This is a genomic window from Planktotalea sp., from assembly GCF_018607965.1.
In the GTDB taxonomy this organism is placed as follows: domain Bacteria; phylum Pseudomonadota; class Alphaproteobacteria; order Rhodobacterales; family Rhodobacteraceae; genus Planktotalea.
In genome coordinates, this window is record NZ_JABBAM010000122.1 from 11,915 (window position 1) to 30,965 (window position 19,051).

Sequence of the window (19,051 nt, forward strand, 5' to 3'; positions counted from 1 at the left end):
CAAAACTCCCAAATTCATCTTTTTAAAATATCCCCGCCGGAGGTACTCAACGATAGCTCAAAACACGCCCGCTGGAACTCACGACAAACTTGCGCACAGAACCGAAACCTGGTGGGTTCTTCTCTTCCAACACCTGATAGGGTCGCTGTGGCAGAATGATGCTGCGTTCCATCCGCGTCGCACCTGTGTCGGCCCCACGTCCCGCAAATGGATCAAGCGCAAAGACCTCACGATCCACAGTCCCGAACCAGCCAGCGCGTTCCTTTTCTACGCGCTCGCTCTCTAATTCTTCCCGTGTCCACGCCAGTGCCCAATCTTCCCCCTCAGGCGCACGCGCTTCTTCTAGCACCTCGCGCAGAGGTCCCGTTTGGCGCGTGTAGCCGTGCGAATACATTGGTCCCAAATGAAAACGGCGCAGGCCTTTGGGATGCAAATCATCGAAAGCCTCATCAAAACCCTTGGCAATCGTAAGCAACTTCAGTCCCGCCAAAGCCTGCCCCGTCAGATGCGCCTGCACTTCAGGCCAACGATATTGATCCCGCGGCAAAGAGGCACGACCACTGTCTTCAAGCTCCATCAGATATACAACAGGTAGGTTCACTTGACTGTCATAGACCGCCCAATGAATAAGAAACTTACGCCGACCATCAGGTAGGTTTTCAACCCAAACACACTCAGGATCATTCTGCGCCCAAAACAGATCACCTCGTGCAAGTTCTTCGTAATAAAGCCGTTGTGACAAAGCGAATTGCAGCTTGGTCGGCAATTCCTGATCGCCCACAATGCGGCGCACCATCTGTTCTTTATATTGCTCAACACTAGGCATATTCGCCAGATGCTTCTCCGTCTGTGCTGCATCATTCGCCATAGTCAGCAATTCACTATGCACCGGAAACCCGCTTTCGCGCGTATCCATAGAGAGCGAGCCAAAAAACTGCCCCGTATCGCGCCCGACCAGAAGATACTTCATCGAAAGTGCGCGGAACGTAAACGACAAGCGCGTTACGTAGCGCGTAATGATTTCAACATCGGCTTTGGACAGCCGCCCTTCTGCCTGCATTACGCCTGCCACGCGCATTAAGTGCTGCGTGATCTTGGCAAACTTGCGGAAATAGCGTCGCGATGCAAACGCATCATTAAGGCCTGCGTGATCTTGTCCAACCGTCATGCTTTCAAACGTCTCCAGAGTACATGAATTCCTCCGCAAACCAGTAAAGCAATACTAAGCCCAGCAAGCGTTGGAAAAATCGCGTACGTTACGACGAAAACAAAATCGCCAATGTTAGAGAGCCAAACAAAGCTCGACGTTTGAACAAGTGCTGCGAGCCAAGGCAATCCAACCGATGCAGCAAGCAAAAGCCCGCCCACCTTAAGAAGGCGTCCCGCCAAAGCAGTTACCCACCATACGCATTGCTATCATGCTTCTCGACAATCTGCGCAAACCTCCGCGCGAAACGCTCATCGGCTTTCGCTTTCGCCTCCAACACATCACGCGCAAAGACCATGTGATCCTCATGTGCTTCCATCATGTCGGCCATGCGCTGGTTCGTCGCCGTGCCAATTGCGGCCATTGCGGATTGTGCTTCTTGGTCAGTCTCGACACCAATTTCATTGATCCGGTGCGCAACGTCTTGCTGCTGTGCGGTCTTCAAGGACTTGGTCAAAGCGTCATAGAGAACGACGCGCTGCTTCGTGTCTGTTTGCAGCTTGTTGATCAAAACCATCTGCGTCGCCGCTTGGTTCTGCAAGCTATCGATCCAAGTTTTACCCTTTTCGATATAACGCTCCAGCGTCTGGGATTTGGCCAGCTTGACCTGTTCGCCTTGCACCAACTCGTTGTACTTAGCGTTCATATCCGCCAGCTCTGTTTCCAGCTTGGTGCGTGCGGCTGCGTCTTGCTCGACCGCGATCTTACCCTCGAGCGCGATGATCTTCGGGTCCATCGCCATGATGTCCGATTTCACGCCCTCCAACTCACCGACCGTAAATTCCCGTTCATCAAGCGTTTCGGCCAGATTAACCTCAACCTTGGTCTTTTGATCATTCAGAACCTTCAACTGCCCTTCAAGCAGCTTGGTGATCACGTCGGATTTTGAAATCAGGTCCTGCAATTTGTCATCAATCGACGCCGTGCGCACCCGTTCTTGGCGCATCGCATCAGATTTCGCACCAGCGAAAATCCCGACAAAGCTTTCCCAGCCTGTCTTGTTGCGCATCTCGTCAAAATCTTTTGAGAAGGCCGCCGTGACATCATCCAGCCCCATAATCAGCTCTGCAATATTGGCGTTCATCACGTCCGTATGGGCGTGCACATCCTCCAAAGACGCATTCTCAATATCAATCATCGCATCATCGCCAACTTTCATCTTTTGACGTGCGGTTTCTATACGACCAGTGAGTTCTGAAATCTTGGACTGTGCCTCGGCAACCTGCAGTTTCGACTCGGCGACTTGAATTTCGAAATTTGACATAAAAAACTCTCCGTTCTTACAATACGTAAACGTCAATATAGGCAATGTTAATGCGATTTATATCCACGTTGTCTTAAGATTTGTCCCAACTGTCGCAAATGTCATGGCGGATGGGAAGGCAGATGGCTAAGAATGCAGCAAATATGCATGAAATGGAGCACGCGATGAGCTGGTCACCCGAAAAAACCGAAGTCAAAAGCTGGAATGAATGGGACACATTGCGTCACGTGATCGTGGGCCGCGCCGATGATTGCCACATCCCACCCGAAGAGCCCGCGCTCGACGCGAAAGTGCCCGAAGACAGCGATATGCGTGGCCAGTGGGGGCGTCGCCCACAAGAAACGATTGATCGCGCGAACGAGCTTTTGGACAACTTTGCAGGTATGCTGGAAAAGCGCGGCCTACGTGTGGATCGCCCGACCTGCATCGATCATTCGCTGCCCGCAACAACGCCTGATTTCCATACGGAAAGCCAGTTCGGCTGCATGCCCCCCCGTGACGTTCTGCTAACCGTTGGTCGTGAGATGTTGGAGGCGACGATGTCGTACCGCTGCCGTTGGTTCGAATACCTGAACTACCGCCCCTTGATGCAGCAATACTTCAACGAGGACCCCAAATTTCGCCACGAAAGCGCACCAAAGCCGCGTTTAACGGATGCGGATTATCATCCTGACTATCTCTCTGAGAAAATAGGCGATGCAAAGCGCCTTGAATGGGCCGCTGCCAAGTTTTTTGTTACGACAGAAGAAGAGCCACTTTTTGATGCCGCAGACGTTCTGCGTTTCGGCAAAGACCTTGTCGTTCAGCATGGTTTTACAACCAACGAAAAGGGCATCGAATGGCTGCGCCGCCACTTCCCCGATCACCGTGTTCACACGGTCAACTTTCCAGGTGACCCCTATCCAATCCACATCGACGCAACTTTCACGCCCCTACGACCGGGTCTGATTTTGAATAACCCACAGCGTCGCTTGCCCGCGGATCAGCGTAATATGTTTGAAAAGAACGGCTGGGAAATCGTTGACGCCGCACAGCCTGCACACAACGCACCGCCCCCACTTTGCTATTCCTCGACATGGTTGTCGATGAACGTGCTGGTGCTGGATCCCAAAACTGTCTGTGTTGAGAAATCCGAAGTCTACCAAGCAGAGCAAATGGACAAGCTGGGCATGGAAGTTATCGAAGTCGAGTTACGCGATGCATACGCATTCGGTGGCGGCTTGCATTGCTGCACGGCAGATGTTTACCGCGACGGCGACTGCGAAGACTACTTTCCGAATATGTAAGAATGACCTCGTAAGGTGCGTGGTTTCACGCACCTTACCTTCTAAAATCAGCCTACAACGTTGAACTCAGGTCCGTACGGATACTTCGTGATATTCTCGTTGCCCTCTTCATTGATTATCAAAATATCATGCTCGCGATACCCACCCGCACCAGCTTGGCCGTCCGCAATCGTCAACATCGGCTCCATCGAGATAACCATCCCCGGCTCAAGCACCGTGTCGGTGTCTTCGCGCAATTCCAGTCCAGCTTCTCGGCCGTAGTAGTGCGACAACACACCAAAGCTGTGACCGTAGCCAAACGTGCGATACTGCAATAGCTGACGTTCGGCGAAGAATTCATTGATCTCGTTCGTCACATCCGAGCAACTTGCACCAGGCTGCAGTAAAGATATCCCAAGCGAATGCGCGCCCACGTTGGCCTCCCAAATCTTCAGAGAAGCATCATCAACCTCACCAACAAACATCGTGCGTTCCAGCGCAGTATAGTAACCTGAAATCATAGGGAACGTATTCAACGACAAGATATCGCCACGCTCTAATTTGCGGGACGTCACAGGATTATGCGCGCCGTCTGTGTTGATGCCAGACTGGAACCACACCCACGTGTCACGGTATTCAGCATCAGGGAAACGCTTGGCAATTTCAGCCTCCATCGCGTCACGACCTGCCATTGCCACATCTATCTCACGTACGCCTTCGCGAACCGCATCCTTGATGGCAAAACCACCCACATCAGCAACCGCAGCCCCCGCGCGGATCAGCGTCAGTTCAGTCGATGACTTATGCATGCGTTGCAGCATCGTCGTTTCATACAGATCAACCGAACGCGATGGTGCGAGGAATGTATCGAGCTTGGCCTTTTGCAACAGACTTAGATGGTCGCTTTCAAAGCCAATAGATCGGCCCGTGCCAGCAACCGATTCAATCGCGCGCCAGTAGTTATCGCGCTGCCAATCCGTGTATGTAATATTGTCGCCATAGCAGCGTCGCCACGGTTGACCCGCATCAATGCCCGCTGAAATCGTAACCGACGTTTCGGGCGTGACCACCAGCGCATAGGGGCGACCAAACGCGCAGTAGGTGAATCCTGAATAGTAGGAAATGTTGTGCATAGAGCTGAAGACAGCGGCATCCACGCCCATGTCAGACATGATTTTACGCAGCTTGTTTAAGCGCGCTTCATACTCGGCATCGCTAAATTGTAAGGGGGCTTTTTCGCCGTTATGAAAACGGTAGTAATTTGGTCGTGCAGTCATGGTGTGACCTCCAGTTTGACGTATCAAAGAGAGGTCCCGGCGTTCAGGACGAGTTTCGCTAAGAGCGCATCTGTAAAGCAAACAGACTGGGGCGACGCCATCGCTTGCGCCCTGTTCGGTGTTTGACACGGTCAAACATTCGGGTCGGGTCTACTTGCGCCAAAGACCGTTCTAAACCCGACATCCCATGCGTCCCACTGGACAAGACCCCATCCACATGCTTTTCCTCAATCAAACATCGCCTTTGGAGAACATCATGCTCGATACACCCACAAACCTCGCGTCTTTGCTAACAGATCCCAGCCTTTTGGCGACCAAAGCCTATATCGGTGGTCAATGGGTTGATGGTGACAATGGCGCAACCTTTGATGTTCTAAACCCCGCACGCGGTGACGTGATCGCGCAGGTCGCTGATCTAAGCCGTGCACAGGTTGCCGGAGCGATTACACAGGCAGAAGTCGCGCAAAAGGAATGGGCCAAAAAGACCGCCAAAGAGCGTTCCAATCTTATGCGCAAATGGTTCGATTTGACGATCGCAAATCAGGACGATTTGGCAACTATCCTAACGGCAGAACAGGGCAAGCCATTGGCAGAGGCCAAAGGTGAAATCGGCTACGGCGCGTCGTTCATCGAATTCTTCGCAGAAGAAGCCAAGCGCATCTACGGTGAAACGATCCCAGGTCACCAGCCCGACAAACGTATCACGGTGATCAAGCAACCCATCGGTGTTGCAGCCTCGATCACTCCTTGGAATTTCCCAAACGCAATGATCGCGCGCAAGGCCGCCCCTGCGTTGGCTGCTGGCTGCGCCATGGTCGCGCGTCCTGCGGAAGACACACCCTTGTCTGCCTTAGCCATGGGTGTTCTTGCAGAACGCGCGGGCATTCCAGCGGGTGTTTTGAATATCCTACCGTCCACGCTTTCCAGCGAGATCGGCAAAGAGTTTTGCGAAAACCCAATCGTCCGTAAGTTAACGTTTACAGGATCAACCGAGGTTGGCCGCATTCTTATGCGCCAAGCGGCGGATCAAGTGATGAAGTGCTCTATGGAGCTGGGCGGCAATGCGCCTTTCATCGTTTTTGATGACGCTGATCTGGACGCAGCTGTTGAGGGTGCAATCATGTGCAAGTTCCGCAATGCGGGCCAAACCTGTGTCTGCGCAAACCGCATTTATGTGCAATCCGGCGTCTACGACGCGTTTGCTGAGAAACTGGCCGCCAAGGTTGGTGCAATGAAAATTGGCGATGGTCTGGCTGGCGCCGTTGATTTTGGCCCATTGATCAATCCAAAGGCCGCCGAAAAAGTGAACGCGCATATCGCTGACGCGAAAGCCAAAGGCGCAAAGGTTATTCTAGGTGACAACGGTGCCGAACTGTCGGGCAACTTCATCACGCCGACGATTGTAACCGGTGCGACGAAAGACATGGCGTTCTCCACCGAGGAAACCTTTGGCCCCCTCGCACCATTGTTCAAGTTTGAGGACGAAGACGAAGTTATCGCACTTGCAAATGATACGATTTTTGGCTTGGCATCCTACTTTTACGCCAAGGACTTAAGCCGCGTTTACAAAGTGGCAGAAGCTTTGGAATATGGCATCGTTGGCGTGAATACAGGTATTATCTCAACCGAAGTGGCGCCGTTTGGTGGCGTTAAGCAATCGGGCGTTGGCCGCGAAGGCAGCCACCACGGCATCGAAGACTATCTGGAAATGAAATACATCTGCATGTCGGTTTAAATCACCATTTTTGATTTACTTTACGAAAGGCCGACACATAGTGCGTCGGCTTTTCCTCAATCCTTAGAAGGATCTTAATTGATGGGCGCGGCCGTGAATTTTGTTCTTTTTGGGCAAATGATAGGGGTATCTGTTTATTGATACCAAAGCATCGCGATAGATATTATGGATAGCCATGACTTTTGATCAAATCAAAACATTTCTATGGGTTGCTCGTCTTGGCGGTTTTCGGAAAGCTGCGGAGCGTTTGCATCTTTCACAACCAGCTGTCTCAACGCGTATTTCCAACCTCGAAGACGAACTTCGCGTACCGTTGTTTGAACGCGGACCGGGGGATGTCGTGCTTACAAAGCATGGGACACTCCTTTTGTCCTACGCTGAGCAAATGTTGTTCGTTGAAGAAGAGATCAAGCAACGCGTGGCAAACCCATCTGAAACCGAAGGGCTGTTTCGGGTTGGAGCGTCGGAAACCATCGCGCAGGCGTGGTTACCCGAATTTCTAAAGGCCGTCAGCAAGCAGTATCCGAGGGTGAACGTCGATCTAACGGTGGATATTTCGCTGAACTTGCGCGCAGCTTTGTTAGAACGGCGCTTGGATCTGGTTTTCTTAATGGGGCCTGTCTCTGAATTTTCTGTAGAAAATGTCGAACTTCCCGCTTTTGATCTGCATTGGTACCGCTCAACCCAAAATGAAGAGACCAATTTAGGCGCTATTCCAGTCATTTCCTACTCCAGCCAAACGCGACCATATCGTGAATTGATGTCGGAATTATCGCGAAGGATCGGACCGCGTTTGAGGGTTTATGCATCGGCCTCTTTGTCGGCCAGCTTAAAGATGATTGCAGCGGGAATCGCGGTTGGACCATACCCACGCGCGCTGGCAGATGATTTTTTGAAATCCGGACAAATCGTAGAGTTCAACCCAGGCTTCCGCCCTAAGCCATTGGCATTTACAGCATCATATCTATCAGAGCCTCGCAGCTTTCTTGTTGAAAACAGTGCAGAAATTGCGCGTGAGGTCGCATTGGGATGGGATGCTTCACATCCCAGATGACTTTCAAAAAATCTATCACACCTGATACAAAATGATAATTTGCATGAATTGAAGTAACGGTGGAGTGTATCTCATACATTACACAGGTACATCGTATGACTGTTCAAACCACCTCCTATACTGATCTTCTAAGCGCATCTGCACATCAGGTTCGGGCAGCCATTCGAAGTGGTTCATACACAGGCCATACCTCCGGTCTTGCGGCCGGAAAGCTTCAATGCAATCTCGCAATTATCCCCAAACGCTACGCCTTGGACTTTTTGCGGTTTTGCCAGCGTAATCCAAAACCTTGTCCCGTTGTTGGGATCAGTGACACCGGTAATCCTTTCTTGCCAACACTTGGACACGACATTGACATCCGGAGCGACGTTTCGAGTTATCGCGTCTTCAAAGACGGTGCATTGACTGAAGAGGTCGCCGATATAACCGCTTTGTGGAGCGATGATTTGGTCACCGTGGCTTTGGGATGCTCGTTTACTTTCGAGAACGCCTTGCTGAGCAACGGTATTCCCGTTCGCCATATTGAAACAGGTCGCAATGTGCCGATGTTCCGAACCAACATTGATCTCATGCCCTCTGGCCCGTTTGTCGGAAAAATGGTTGTGACCATGCGCCCGATTCCTGCGCAACAAGTGGAACAAGCCCGTGAGATCAGCGCCCGTTATCCTCAAGCACACGGCGCACCTATTGCCGTCGGTGATCCGGCGAACTTGGGAATTTCTGACCTATCAAAACCTGATTGGGGAGACTCCGTCGAAGTCAAAGACGGTGAAGTGCCCGTCTATTGGGCCTGCGGCGTTACTCCGCAAAACGTCCTGCTGGACGCGAAACTACCGCTCTGCATCACCCATTCCCCCGGCTACATGCTTATCGCTGATGTGGCTGAGTACGCAGAGACGACAATCCTACCACCCAAAAATTAAACGAACAACATGGAGAGAAGACGTGAAAAAAATAACAACAGCAATTGCGGCACTTGCGCTTAGCACTAGCGCGGCGCTTGCCGATGATCCGGTCGTATTGAGTGCAGTCGGCACATGGTCAAGCCTGACAAACTACCAAAAGCACGAAGAGCCATTCTTCAACACACGCCTGCGCGAAGCATCCGACGGCAACATCGTTGGCAAGATTCAATCCCAATCAGGCCTTGGCCTAAAGGGTTTCGAAATCATGCGTTTGGTCAAAAATGGCGTCTTCGATTTCGCCTTTGGTCTTCCGGGTTATGTCGCTGCCGAAAACGCTATCTTTGAAGGCGCGGATCTGTCGACCCTAACCCAAGACATCGACACACAGCGCAAGGTTTCAGACGCCTATTATCCAACATTGGAAAAGTCATTCGCGGATATCTACAACGCGAAATTGCTGATGTTGTACCCTTTCCCAAGCCAAACATTGTGGTGCAATGGTGAAGTGAACGGCATCGAAGACCTTGCCGGTAAGAAGATCCGCGTCTATTCTACGACTTTGGGTGATTTCGTTGAAGGCGTTGGCGGCACATCCGTAACAGTGTCATTCTCGGAAGTCATTCCAGCGCTCGAAAAGGGTGTTGTTGATTGTGCGATCACCGGCACAATGTCCGCCTACACTGCCAAATGGAACCAAGTCGCAACGCACGCATATACTTTGCGCGTTGGTTGGGGCCTCGCGTTTGGTGCCATGAACCTGGACAAGTGGAACAGCCTCTCCGAAGGTCAGCAAGCATTGCTTAAAACTGAGATCGCAACTTTGACCGACGCAATGTGGGCCGAGACAGCGACAGAAGATGACGTTGCAATTTCGTGCATCACCGGTGGCGAATGTGCAATCGGCGAAGCGGGCTCCATGACATTGGTTGAACCATCCGAAGCAGATCTTAAAGCACGTGACACCATCGCGACAGACGTTGTTCTGGCACGTTGGGCAGAGCGTTGCGGTGCAGAATGTGCCGCAAACTGGAACGAAACTGTTGGTCCAATCTTGGGTCTGACAGCTGCTGCTAAGTAAGCGCAAAACTTATCGAGCGGCGGGCCGACGTCCGCCGCTCACCTCATGTCCCTCCCTTGCTTGCACAGGAAACACCCGATGTTAGAGCATCTGCTAACCAAAACCCGCACACTTAGCCTTTGGCTAACATGGCTAGGCGGATCGTTAATTGTGATGTCTGCTTTTCTCGTCACGGCAGAAGTTTTCCTGCGCAAAGTTTTCAATTATTCAATCGGTGGCGCGGACGAAATTTCCGGATACGCCTTTGGTGTCGCGACAGCGCTCGCCCTATCTTACGCCCTCTTTGAGCGCGCCCACATTCGGGTCGACGCCATGCTAGGGGCAATTCCCAAAGCATTGCACGGGGCCATAAACCTTTTCGGGATGATCATGCTGATCGGCTTTGCCGCCGTGGTTGTCTACAATGTTTGGTCCATGGTCGCTGACACCCTCGACAATGGATCGCGCTCTATTACGCCGATGCGCGTGCCTCTCGCGCTTCCCCAAATTCCTTGGCTCATCGGATGGATGTTCTTCGTCTTTTCCGGCGTCCTGCTTAGCCTGGTCGCGCTCAAGCGCATGATGGCTGGCGATATCGACGGCACCCAAGATCTGATTGGTGTCAAATCTCTAGACGAGCAAATCGAAGACGAGACGGTATAATCTGATGCTATTGAAAACACTCTTTATCCTGCTGGCCCTTATTGGTCTGGCCGTCCCGATTGCCGCGTCTCTTGGTTGGTTGGGTCTGATCTTGCAATTCACCGACAGCCCGATGCCACTGCATCGCGCTATTTCTGACATGGCGTGGCAGACCTCTACAGACTTCCTTCTGGTCGCAATTCCTATGTTTGTGATGATGGGCGAAATCCTTTTGCGCGCTGGTATTACCGAGCGGATGTATGACGGCATCGTCAAATGGGTCGGCTGGTTGCCGGGTGGTTTGATGCACTCCAACATCGGTTCCTCTGCACTGTTCGCTGCAACATCTGGTTCTTCTGTTGCAACGGCTGCGACAATCGGAACAGTCGCCGTGCCGCAAATCAAGAAGCGTGGTTACAACGAAAGCCTGTTCCTTGGGACGGTCGCTGCTGGCGGAACCTTGGGCATCCTAATCCCGCCTTCGATTAACCTGATCCTTTACGGTCTGCTCACAAACACCTCCGTTCCTGAACTATATCTTGCAGGCTTCATTCCGGGCCTTCTTTTAGCACTGTTGTTCATGGCTACAATTGTTATTGCTTGCATGATCAAACCTGAATGGGGCGGTGAAAAGCTGCGTCATACATGGGGCGAACGGATGCGCGCTTTGCCGTCGCTAATCCCACCAATGGGTATCTTTGTCGTCGTTGTCGGATCAATCTATGCGGGCCTTGCGACGCCGACCGAAGCCGCAGCTTTGGGTGTTGTTGCGTCTATGTTGCTAGCGCTGTTCAACGGTAAAATGTCGATCACTATGATGCGTCAGGCGATTGAGGGCACGATGCGGACAACGGCTATGATCATGCTGATCATTATCGCTGCTGTGTTCTTGAACTTTGTCCTTTCGATCATCGGCCTCACCCAAGCGCTCACTGATTTTATGACGGGGCTTGGCTGGACGCCAATGCAAACAATGCTGATGATCGTGGCGGTGTTAATCCTAATTGGGTGCTTCATGGAAACGCTGTCAATGTTGCTAACGATGGCACCGTTGATCACGCCGATCGTGGTTGCGCTAGGCTTCGACCCTGTTTGGTTTGGTATTTTGTTGATGGTTTTATTGGAAACCGCGCTGATAACACCGCCGATTGGCATAAACCTCTACGTGGTGCAGGGAATCCGAAAGTCAGGCCCAATGATCGACGTCATAAAAGGGGCGCTGCCATTTGTCGCCACGATGTTTGTGATGCTCGGTTTGTTACTAGCCTTCCCAAATCTCGCGCTTTGGTTGCCATCCTTGTTCTACTAAGCCCGAAACCTATCAAATTTTAACACTACAACACCTGCTGGCACGCCAGCAAATGAAGGAGCTATGCCATGTGGCAATTTTGGGTCGACCGTGGGGGCACATTTACCGACATCGTAGCAAAGACACCCAAGGGTGAATTGCGCACGCACAAGCTGCTCTCTGAAAATCCTGAGGTCTACGTTGACGCCGCCGTGCATGGCATCCGTGACTTACTTGATCTTGATCCAAACGATCCAATCCCGCAGGGGCAGATCGGGGCCGTCAAAATGGGAACGACCGTAGCGACCAATGCGCTGCTTGAACGCAAGGGCGAACGTACGCTGCTTTTGATCACCAAAGGGATGCGCGATCTACTGCGGATCGGTTTTCAAAATCGACCAAGATTGTTTGATCTTAACATTCAACTGCCCGAACTGTTGTATGAAGACGTGATCGCGGTTGAAGAGCGGATCGCGGCGGACGGCGAGATCATTACATCCCTGGATGCGCAAGAAACTGAGGCGGCTCTGAAAAAGGCGTTTGATCAAGGCTATCGCTCTGTTGCCGTGGCATTGATGCACAGCTACCGGTTTTCTGACCATGAGAAGCAGATCGGCGATATGGCCCGCCATGTTGGTTTTGAGCAGGTTTCGCTAAGCCATGAAGCTAGTCCTTTGATCAAGCTGGTGTCGCGCGGTGATACCGCGGTGGTTGACGCCTATCTTTCCCCGATCTTGCGCCGCTACGTCAGTCAAGTTGCCGACGCATTGGGGGCAGACAAAGGCGGCTGCGGGCGTCTGATGTTCATGCGCTCAAACGGTGGCCTGACTGATGCGTCCCTGTTTGAAGGGCGCGATGCGATCCTGTCCGGACCAGCGGGTGGCGTTGTCGGTATGGTTAGCACGGCAACTGAGCATGGTTTTGATAAACTCATTGGCTTTGACATGGGCGGCACATCAACCGACGTGTGTCACTATGCAGGCGAATTTGAACGCAGCTTTGAAACCGAAGTCGCAGGCGTGCGGATGCGCGCACCCATGATGTCCATTCACACTGTCGCAGCTGGTGGTGGATCAATCCTGTCGTTCCGCGACGGACGAATGCAGGTCGGTCCGGAAAGCGCAGGCGCCAATCCGGGTCCAGCGGCCTATCGACGTGGCGGTCCTTTAACTGTCACCGACTGCAACGTCCTGCTTGGCAAGCTGCAACCAGATCTATTCCCTCCCGTATTTGGGCCAAACGCAGATCAACCACTCGATGTTGACGCGGTCCGTGAGAAATTTGCAGCGATGGCAATAGAAATCGGGAATGGCCTGTCAGTAGAAGAGATTGCACAAGGGTTTTTGCGCATCGCAGTAGAAAACATGGCCAATGCGATCAAGAAGATAAGCGTCCAGCGCGGTTATGACGTGACCAAATACACGATGAACTGTTTTGGTGGCGCAGGCGGGCAACATGCTTGTCTGGTTGCGGATGCTTTGGGTATGGAAAGCGTCTTTCTCCATCCATTCGCAGGCGTTTTATCCGCCTTTGGGATGGGCTTGGCAGATGTGCGAGCAATGCGGGAAAATCAATTTGGTAAAGGCATCGAACAAATTTCGGCTGCCAGCTCTGTTTTGGATAGCTTGACGAAAGATGCTAAGATCGAAGTGAGCGGTCAGGGCATCCCTGAAAGCAATATTACGACCGTAAAGATGGCACACATTCGCCCTTCTGGCGCGCAACAAACTCTCGAAGTTCCGTTTGGAACACAAGAAGAAATGACAAAGGCGTTCGAAACAGCCCATTCAACAAGGTTTGGCTTTATTCCTGAAGGTGCTGATCTCGTCATCGAAATTCTGTCAGCCGAGGCGATTGGGGAAACTGGCGAAACCGTCACGCTCAGCCAAGAAATCAAGGTCACAAAACCCGCGCAAACTACTCGAATGTGGTCAGATGGAACGCAGCACCAAACACCAGTCGTTGACCGTTCTCAAATGCGACAAGGTGATATCGTACAGGGCCCCGCAATCTTGACCGAACCCACAGGCACCAATATTTTGGAACTAGGTTGGCAAGCCGAATGTATCGAGGGTGGATGTCTTGTCCTGAAACGGATCATACCGCTTGCACGCCAAGAGGCCATTGGCACCAAGGTCGATCCAGTGATGTTGGAGGTCTTCAACAACCTCTTCATGTCTATCGCGGATCAGATGGGTGCAACCCTCGCCAACACAGCATATTCTGTGAACATTAAAGAGCGCTATGATTTTTCCTGTGCGATCTTTGATGCAAACGGCGATCTTGTGGCCAACGCCCCGCATGTTCCTGTCCATTTGGGATCAATGTCAGAAAGCGTGCGCGTGATACTGGCACAAAACAAAGGCAAAATTCGCTCCGGTGACGTGTTCATGATGAATAACCCGTTTAACGGTGGAACCCATCTACCCGATGTCACTGTTATCACACCTGTATTCGATCAAGCGGGCGAACGAATTTTGTATACGGTTGCGAGCCGCGGGCATCACGCTGACATTGGCGGAAAGACCCCCGGTTCAGCCCCGCCAGACAGCCGCACAGTTGACGAAGAAGGCGTTCTCATCGACAATTTCTTGTTGGTGAAACAAGGGCAGTTGCGCAATACAGAGACGCGCGCACTTTTGGCATCGGGTACTTACCCATGCCGCAACATTGATCAGAATATGGCTGATTTATCGGCCCAAATTGCTGCGAATACGACCGGTCTAAAGGAGCTTGAAAAGATCACCACCCAATTTGGTGTGGAAACAGTTCACGCCTATATGACCCATGTCCAAGCAAATGCAGAAGAAAGCGTGCGCCGCGTTCTTGATGTCCTTCACGATTGTGATTTCACCTACCCCCTCGACAGTGGGGACCAAATCCAAGTGGCAATCAGAGCCCATAAATCAGAGCGTAGCGCGACGATCGACTTCACAGGAACATCCGCGCAAAATGAATGGAACTATAATGCCCCATTGGCAATCTGCCGTGCGGTTGTCCTATATGTTTTCCGCACCTTGGTCGGGAATGACATCCCCATGAATGAAGGCTGCTTAAAGCCGCTCACCCTGATTGTGCCGAACGGGAGCATGATAAATCCCAATGCGCCTGCCGCTGTAATTTCTGGCAATACAGAAGTCAGCCAAGCAATTGCTGATACACTCTACGGCGCGCTTGGAGTGATCGCGGGAAGCCAAGGGACCATGAACAATTTTGTCTACGGCAATGCTACTTATCAAAACTACGAAACCATTTGCGGCGGCACCGGTGCGGGCGATGGGTTCAATGGTACAAGTGCGGTGCACAGCCACATGACAAACACGCGCATGACAGATCCAGAAGTTCTGGAAACCCGCTTTCCTGTTCGTCTTGATGAATTTTCAATACGAAAAGGGTCTGGCGGGAATGGTAAATTTATAGGGGGTGACGGGATTATTAGACGTCTGCGGTTCCTAGAACCAACGACGGTCACCGTCCTTTCTTCTCATCGAAAAGTTCCCCCGCACGGTGCAAATGGTGGAAGCACAGGTAAAGTTGGTAAAAATACCATCGAGCGGGCGAACGGGACAATTGAGCAACTGAAAGGCAACGATGAATCAAATATGATGCCTAATGATGTGTTTGTTCTGAAGTCACCCGGTGGTGGTGGTTTTGGTCACAAATAAAGTGCTGATTGGGCGGAGTAAGTGCTCGGGAATTGCACGCCCAAGGGGCATCCACTCACGTCCAATCAATCTCTATGCTCCGAAGCGGGTAAATGTTTCTGGCTTGGGTTACTGATAAACCCCCGTTGAAGATCAAAGTGCAGCTCGGAAAAACACTGGCTAAATTTGAAATGAATGGCGCGCGCAACATTGCCTGTGTTCATGAAATGTTGGGACCAAATACAGGCCAAACCCACTTCAGCGCGGGTGGTGAGTCATGTATCGCAGCTTTCGATTTAATGTTCCAGTCCGTCTTATCTTCAAAAAATGGACAGGTTGAAGAAGAATGACACGACGATTTTAGCAGCTCTTACCTCACAACTTTATATAGTTGGCATTCCTACGTCGTGGCGTAAACTGGGACATGAACAAGACGTCTTTTTGGGACAAAACATAAAACTCGTAGAGGCGAAGATCGATGAAAGAAGACCTGTTTCAATCTGCGATTCAAACGCTTGGGACCGAAGAAGCCCCCCGTGTCTGGTCACTGATTGTTACGGTCTTTGGTGATCTTGCCCAGAAGCAAGGCGATTTGATTTCAGGGCCTATGTTGACCTCTATACTTAGCCCCCTTGGTGTACGCCCAGAAGCAATGCGCGTCGCATTGCATCGCCTGCGAAATGAAGGCTGGATCGAAACAACCAAACGCGGACGCGAGGCGTTTCATAGCCTTAGCGCAACGGGTTTAGAACAAAGCGCTATCGCAAGCGAACGAATCTATGCGTCCGAACACTCTGCCTCTCCAAGCTGGCATGTGCTCTGCTATCCCCCAGCCCTGTCCAATGACGAACACTCCCGTGCTGCTGGATTGGTTGGCCACGGATACATTGCCTTGTCCGCAGGTGTTTATCTTGCAAACGGCTCAGCGCAAAGCGTGGCGAAAGATGCGCTTGTTCTGGAAGGAGCACTTGGCGATATTCCTGAGTGGCTAAGTGCAAGCTTGGTTTCAAACGGGCTTGGTTCTGCTTTGAAAGATTTATCGGCCGCATTGGATTTGTTGGCGCTAGATGAAAGCCACATACAGGCGTTGACGCCCTTTCAAATCGCAACATTGCGCACGCTCATCGTTCATCGTTGGCGTAAGTTGGCACTGAAACTGCCTGACGTTCCTGACGCACTTTTTGGACGATCGTTTGAAGGAACGGCCTGTCGCCCCCAAGTTCTGCGCATGTTGAATACGTTGAGGCGTCCTGAGCTATCCATGCTCGTCTAGGGCATTTTCAAGCGCAAGCAACGACGTCAGCCCAACACGATAGTTGGGATAGTGTAAGCTTACACCTAGCTCGTCTTTGATCCGATCATTTCGCACACGTTTGCTTTCCGCATAAAAACTGCGCGCCATTGGCGTCATGTCAGCAGTTTCGAAATCAACCTCTTCTGGCAATGGCAAGCCAAGCAATTCCGCCGCATAGGCAATCACGTCTTGGGGCGGGGCTGGATCATCGTCACACATGTTATAGATCGCGCCTGCCTTGGGCTGGGCAATAGACGCTGCCAGAATTTGTGCGATGTCCTCGACATGAATCCGACTAAACACTTGTCCCGTTTTGATGATGCGTCGCGCTGTACCTGCACGTACTTTGGCGAACGGCCCACGACCAGGTCCATAGATGCCCGCAAGACGGAATATATGGAGAGGAAGGTTCGCAATACTTTGCCAATCCGCTTCCGCATCAACCCGCATCTGTCCACGTTTGGTTGAGGGTTTGAGAGGACTGCCTTCATCAACCCATCCCCCTGCGGCATCCCCGTAGACACCTGTCGTTGAGAGATATCCAACCCATTCAAGGTTAGGCGCATGTGCAGCTATTTCGTCGCGCAATGCGTTCAAAACAGGATCACCATCCGCGTTCGGAGCAGCGGACAAAAGCAAATGGGTGGCGTTTTGAAGTTCTTCCCGCAAGTCTGTTCCCGGCCATACTTTAGCTGTGAAACCCGTTGAACCCAATCCCACTAATTTGTCCTGCGAACGCGTTGTACCTGTGACAGAGAACCCCTGCTCCAGCAAAAGTGGAGTGAGCGCGCGTGCTGAGAAGCCGTGGCCAAAAGAGAGCATATGTTTCATATAGAATATGTGTGCCAAGCAACGCGGGCTTGCAAGGGCATGGATGAACGGTTTGTATGAAACCTATGACTGATAAACCCGATCTCGAGAATGCATATGCACTGAATGGCCCTGACGGAACCAAATCGCTTTATGCGGATTGGGCCCAGACTTACGATGATAACTTTGCGCAAAGCATGGCCTATCGGTTGCCACAAGACGTGGCCAAGGCCTATTTCGACCTTGGGATTAACGGCCCCGTTTTGGATCTTGGTGCCGGCACCGGGCTTGTCGGGACCAGCCTTGCCGAATTGGATGTCGGGCCGATGGATGGTGTCGATCTTTCCCCTGAAATGATGGCACAGGCCGCCGCCAAGAAAATCTACAACAGATTATTTGAGGGCGATCTGACCAAGATATTGGACGTTTCGGATGCGCACTATCAAGGTGCTGTCAGTGCAGGTACTTTCACCAATGGACACGTGGGACCAGACGCATTGGAGGAAGTCTTACGCGTAATAAAGCCCGGTGGTTGGGCCATACTATCCGTTAATTCCCATCACTGGGATACGATGGGTTTCGAGGCTGTCCTGACGCGTCTCAGCGCAATGATCGCTGAAACGCGCAAGGTTGAAATCGCGATTTACGGCCATGACGCCGAAGGCGAACATGCACAGGATCGCGCTTGGCTTTTGCAGCTTAAGCGCGCTTAGTTCGCGTAAGTGCTGCCCTCATCGTCGAGGATCGCTTTCAATTCTGCGAGGTGACGCGCGTCTTGTTCGGGATATCCTTCAAGTTCCTGCGCCGTCTTTTCTGCGATGTCATCTGGCAGCACGCGCAAAGGCTGGCCTGTTTGCAGCGCTCGAATATAGGTCTCGCAAGAACGTTCGAAATAGAACAGGCGGTTGAACGTATCAGCAACTGTGTCGCCAATGATCATCACACCGTGGTTGCCCATGACCATGACCTTTTTCTTGGGATCATCGAAGAGTTTGGCGCAACGTTCACCCTCTTCCTCAAACGCCAAACCACCGTAGTTTTCATCAACCACGACCCGATTGAAAAACGTTGCGGAGTTTTGATCAATCGCGGGGAGTCTACTATCAGCAAGCGAAGCCAGAACTGTGGCAAAGATCGAATGCACATGCATAGCACACCGCGCATGCGAGCAATGGCGGTGCATGCCGCCATGCAATCCCCAAGCCGTCGGATCAGGCGCATCAGGGCCTTTCAACGTTTCGGGATCATTGGCATCAACGATGATCAAGTCGGATGCTTTAATACGGCTAAAATGCACTTGATTAGGGTTCATCAAAAAGCGCGTACCGTCGTCATTGATCGACAGCGAGAAATGGTTCGCGACCGCCTCGTGCATGTTCAAACGTGCAGTCCAACGGAAGGCAGCGGCAAGATCAACCCGGTCTTGCCAGTGATCCATATTCGCTCTGGTTACATCGTTCATGGTGCGTCTCTTTCTTCTTAGGTCAGGGTACGGGATGGAACCCATGCATAGCCGTTTTGGCAAAGGATACAGGCCTCTCGCAGACCATGTGGTTTGTTCGTCGGTTCTTGCAAAATATGCCCGCCTGCGGCCTCGGCTTTGCTGGCT

The 19,051-nt window shown here is 51.9% G+C and carries 16 protein-coding genes and 1 pseudogene; 11 read left to right on the plus strand and 6 right to left on the minus strand.

The window, feature by feature from the left end; translation table 11 throughout:
* Positions 1–46: 46 nt before the first annotated feature.
* Positions 47–1,168 carry a hypothetical protein gene (locus tag QZ279_RS11190; protein ID WP_293450854.1) on the minus strand — a complete coding sequence of 374 codons (1,122 nt, stop codon included), beginning with the start codon at positions 1,166–1,168 and terminating at the stop codon, positions 47–49.
* 226 nt (positions 1,169–1,394) lie between these two features.
* Entirely contained in the window at positions 1,395–2,471 is a 1,077-nt protein-coding gene (locus tag QZ279_RS11195) for a hypothetical protein (protein ID WP_293450856.1), read from the minus strand.
* A 164-nt stretch (positions 2,472–2,635) separates the two neighbouring features.
* Between QZ279_RS11195 and QZ279_RS11200 the strand changes: the two genes are divergently transcribed.
* Entirely contained in the window at positions 2,636–3,757 is a 1,122-nt protein-coding gene (locus QZ279_RS11200; protein WP_293450918.1) for a serine/threonine protein kinase, read from the plus strand.
* Positions 3,758–3,804: 47 nt separating this feature from the next.
* Here QZ279_RS11200 and QZ279_RS11205 read toward each other — a convergent pair whose 3' ends face one another.
* Positions 3,805–5,013, minus strand: a complete 1,209-nt coding sequence (locus QZ279_RS11205) for an aminopeptidase P family protein (protein WP_293450858.1) — start codon at positions 5,011–5,013, stop codon at positions 3,805–3,807.
* Positions 5,014–5,269: 256 nt separating this feature from the next.
* Here QZ279_RS11205 and QZ279_RS11210 point away from each other — a divergent pair, with 256 nt between their 5' ends.
* The 9 genes from QZ279_RS11210 to QZ279_RS11250 all read left to right on the plus strand — a co-directional run bounded on the left by QZ279_RS11210 (position 5,270) and on the right by QZ279_RS11250 (position 16,611).
* Positions 5,270–6,748 carry an NAD-dependent succinate-semialdehyde dehydrogenase gene (locus tag QZ279_RS11210; RefSeq protein WP_293450860.1) on the plus strand — a complete coding sequence of 493 codons (1,479 nt, stop codon included), beginning with the start codon at positions 5,270–5,272 and terminating at the stop codon, positions 6,746–6,748.
* A 175-nt stretch (positions 6,749–6,923) separates the two neighbouring features.
* Positions 6,924–7,802: a LysR family transcriptional regulator gene (locus tag QZ279_RS11215; protein ID WP_293450862.1), complete on the plus strand. Its 879-nt coding sequence runs from the start codon at positions 6,924–6,926 to the stop codon at positions 7,800–7,802.
* 95 nt (positions 7,803–7,897) lie between these two features.
* Positions 7,898–8,725 (plus strand): putative hydro-lyase, encoded by an 828-nt coding sequence (locus QZ279_RS11220; protein ID WP_293450864.1) that lies wholly within the window; start codon positions 7,898–7,900, stop codon positions 8,723–8,725.
* A 22-nt stretch (positions 8,726–8,747) separates the two neighbouring features.
* Complete coding sequence (locus tag QZ279_RS11225; RefSeq protein WP_293450866.1) at positions 8,748–9,785, plus strand: TRAP transporter substrate-binding protein; 1,038 nt, start codon at positions 8,748–8,750, stop codon at positions 9,783–9,785.
* Positions 9,786–9,863: 78 nt separating this feature from the next.
* A complete protein-coding gene (locus QZ279_RS11230) occupies positions 9,864–10,427 on the plus strand; it encodes a TRAP transporter small permease (RefSeq protein WP_293450868.1) in 564 nt (187 codons plus the stop codon).
* A 4-nt stretch (positions 10,428–10,431) separates the two neighbouring features.
* Positions 10,432–11,715 carry a TRAP transporter large permease gene (locus QZ279_RS11235; RefSeq protein ID WP_293450870.1) on the plus strand — a complete coding sequence of 428 codons (1,284 nt, stop codon included), beginning with the start codon at positions 10,432–10,434 and terminating at the stop codon, positions 11,713–11,715.
* Between the two features lie 68 nt (positions 11,716–11,783).
* The gene (locus QZ279_RS11240; protein WP_293450872.1) at positions 11,784–15,359 is read left to right on the plus strand and encodes a hydantoinase B/oxoprolinase family protein; all 3,576 of its coding nucleotides are present in this window, start codon (positions 11,784–11,786) and stop codon (positions 15,357–15,359) included.
* 92 nt (positions 15,360–15,451) lie between these two features.
* Positions 15,452–15,688, plus strand: coding sequence for a hypothetical protein (locus QZ279_RS11245; protein ID WP_293450874.1), 237 nt, complete (start codon positions 15,452–15,454; stop codon positions 15,686–15,688).
* Positions 15,689–15,816: 128 nt separating this feature from the next.
* A complete protein-coding gene (locus QZ279_RS11250) occupies positions 15,817–16,611 on the plus strand; it encodes a PaaX family transcriptional regulator C-terminal domain-containing protein (RefSeq protein WP_293450876.1) in 795 nt (264 codons plus the stop codon).
* Here the strand turns inward: QZ279_RS11250 and QZ279_RS11255 are convergent.
* A complete protein-coding gene (locus QZ279_RS11255; RefSeq protein ID WP_293450878.1) occupies positions 16,594–17,463 on the minus strand; it encodes an SDR family oxidoreductase in 870 nt (289 codons plus the stop codon). The two genes, QZ279_RS11250 and QZ279_RS11255, sit on opposite strands and share 18 nt — an antisense overlap.
* A 65-nt stretch (positions 17,464–17,528) precedes the next feature.
* Between QZ279_RS11255 and QZ279_RS11260 the strand changes: the two genes are divergently transcribed.
* Positions 17,529–18,155 (plus strand): class I SAM-dependent methyltransferase, encoded by a 627-nt coding sequence (locus QZ279_RS11260; protein ID WP_293450880.1) that lies wholly within the window; start codon positions 17,529–17,531, stop codon positions 18,153–18,155.
* On the opposite strand, the gene QZ279_RS11265 is transcribed toward QZ279_RS11260, so the two are convergent.
* Positions 18,152–18,904, minus strand: a complete 753-nt coding sequence (locus QZ279_RS11265) for a class II aldolase and adducin N-terminal domain-containing protein (RefSeq protein WP_293450882.1) — start codon at positions 18,902–18,904, stop codon at positions 18,152–18,154. The two genes, QZ279_RS11260 and QZ279_RS11265, sit on opposite strands and share 4 nt — an antisense overlap.
* Positions 18,905–18,921: 17 nt before the next feature.
* Positions 18,922–19,051: pseudogene (locus QZ279_RS11270) on the minus strand (glyoxalase); the annotation flags it as partial.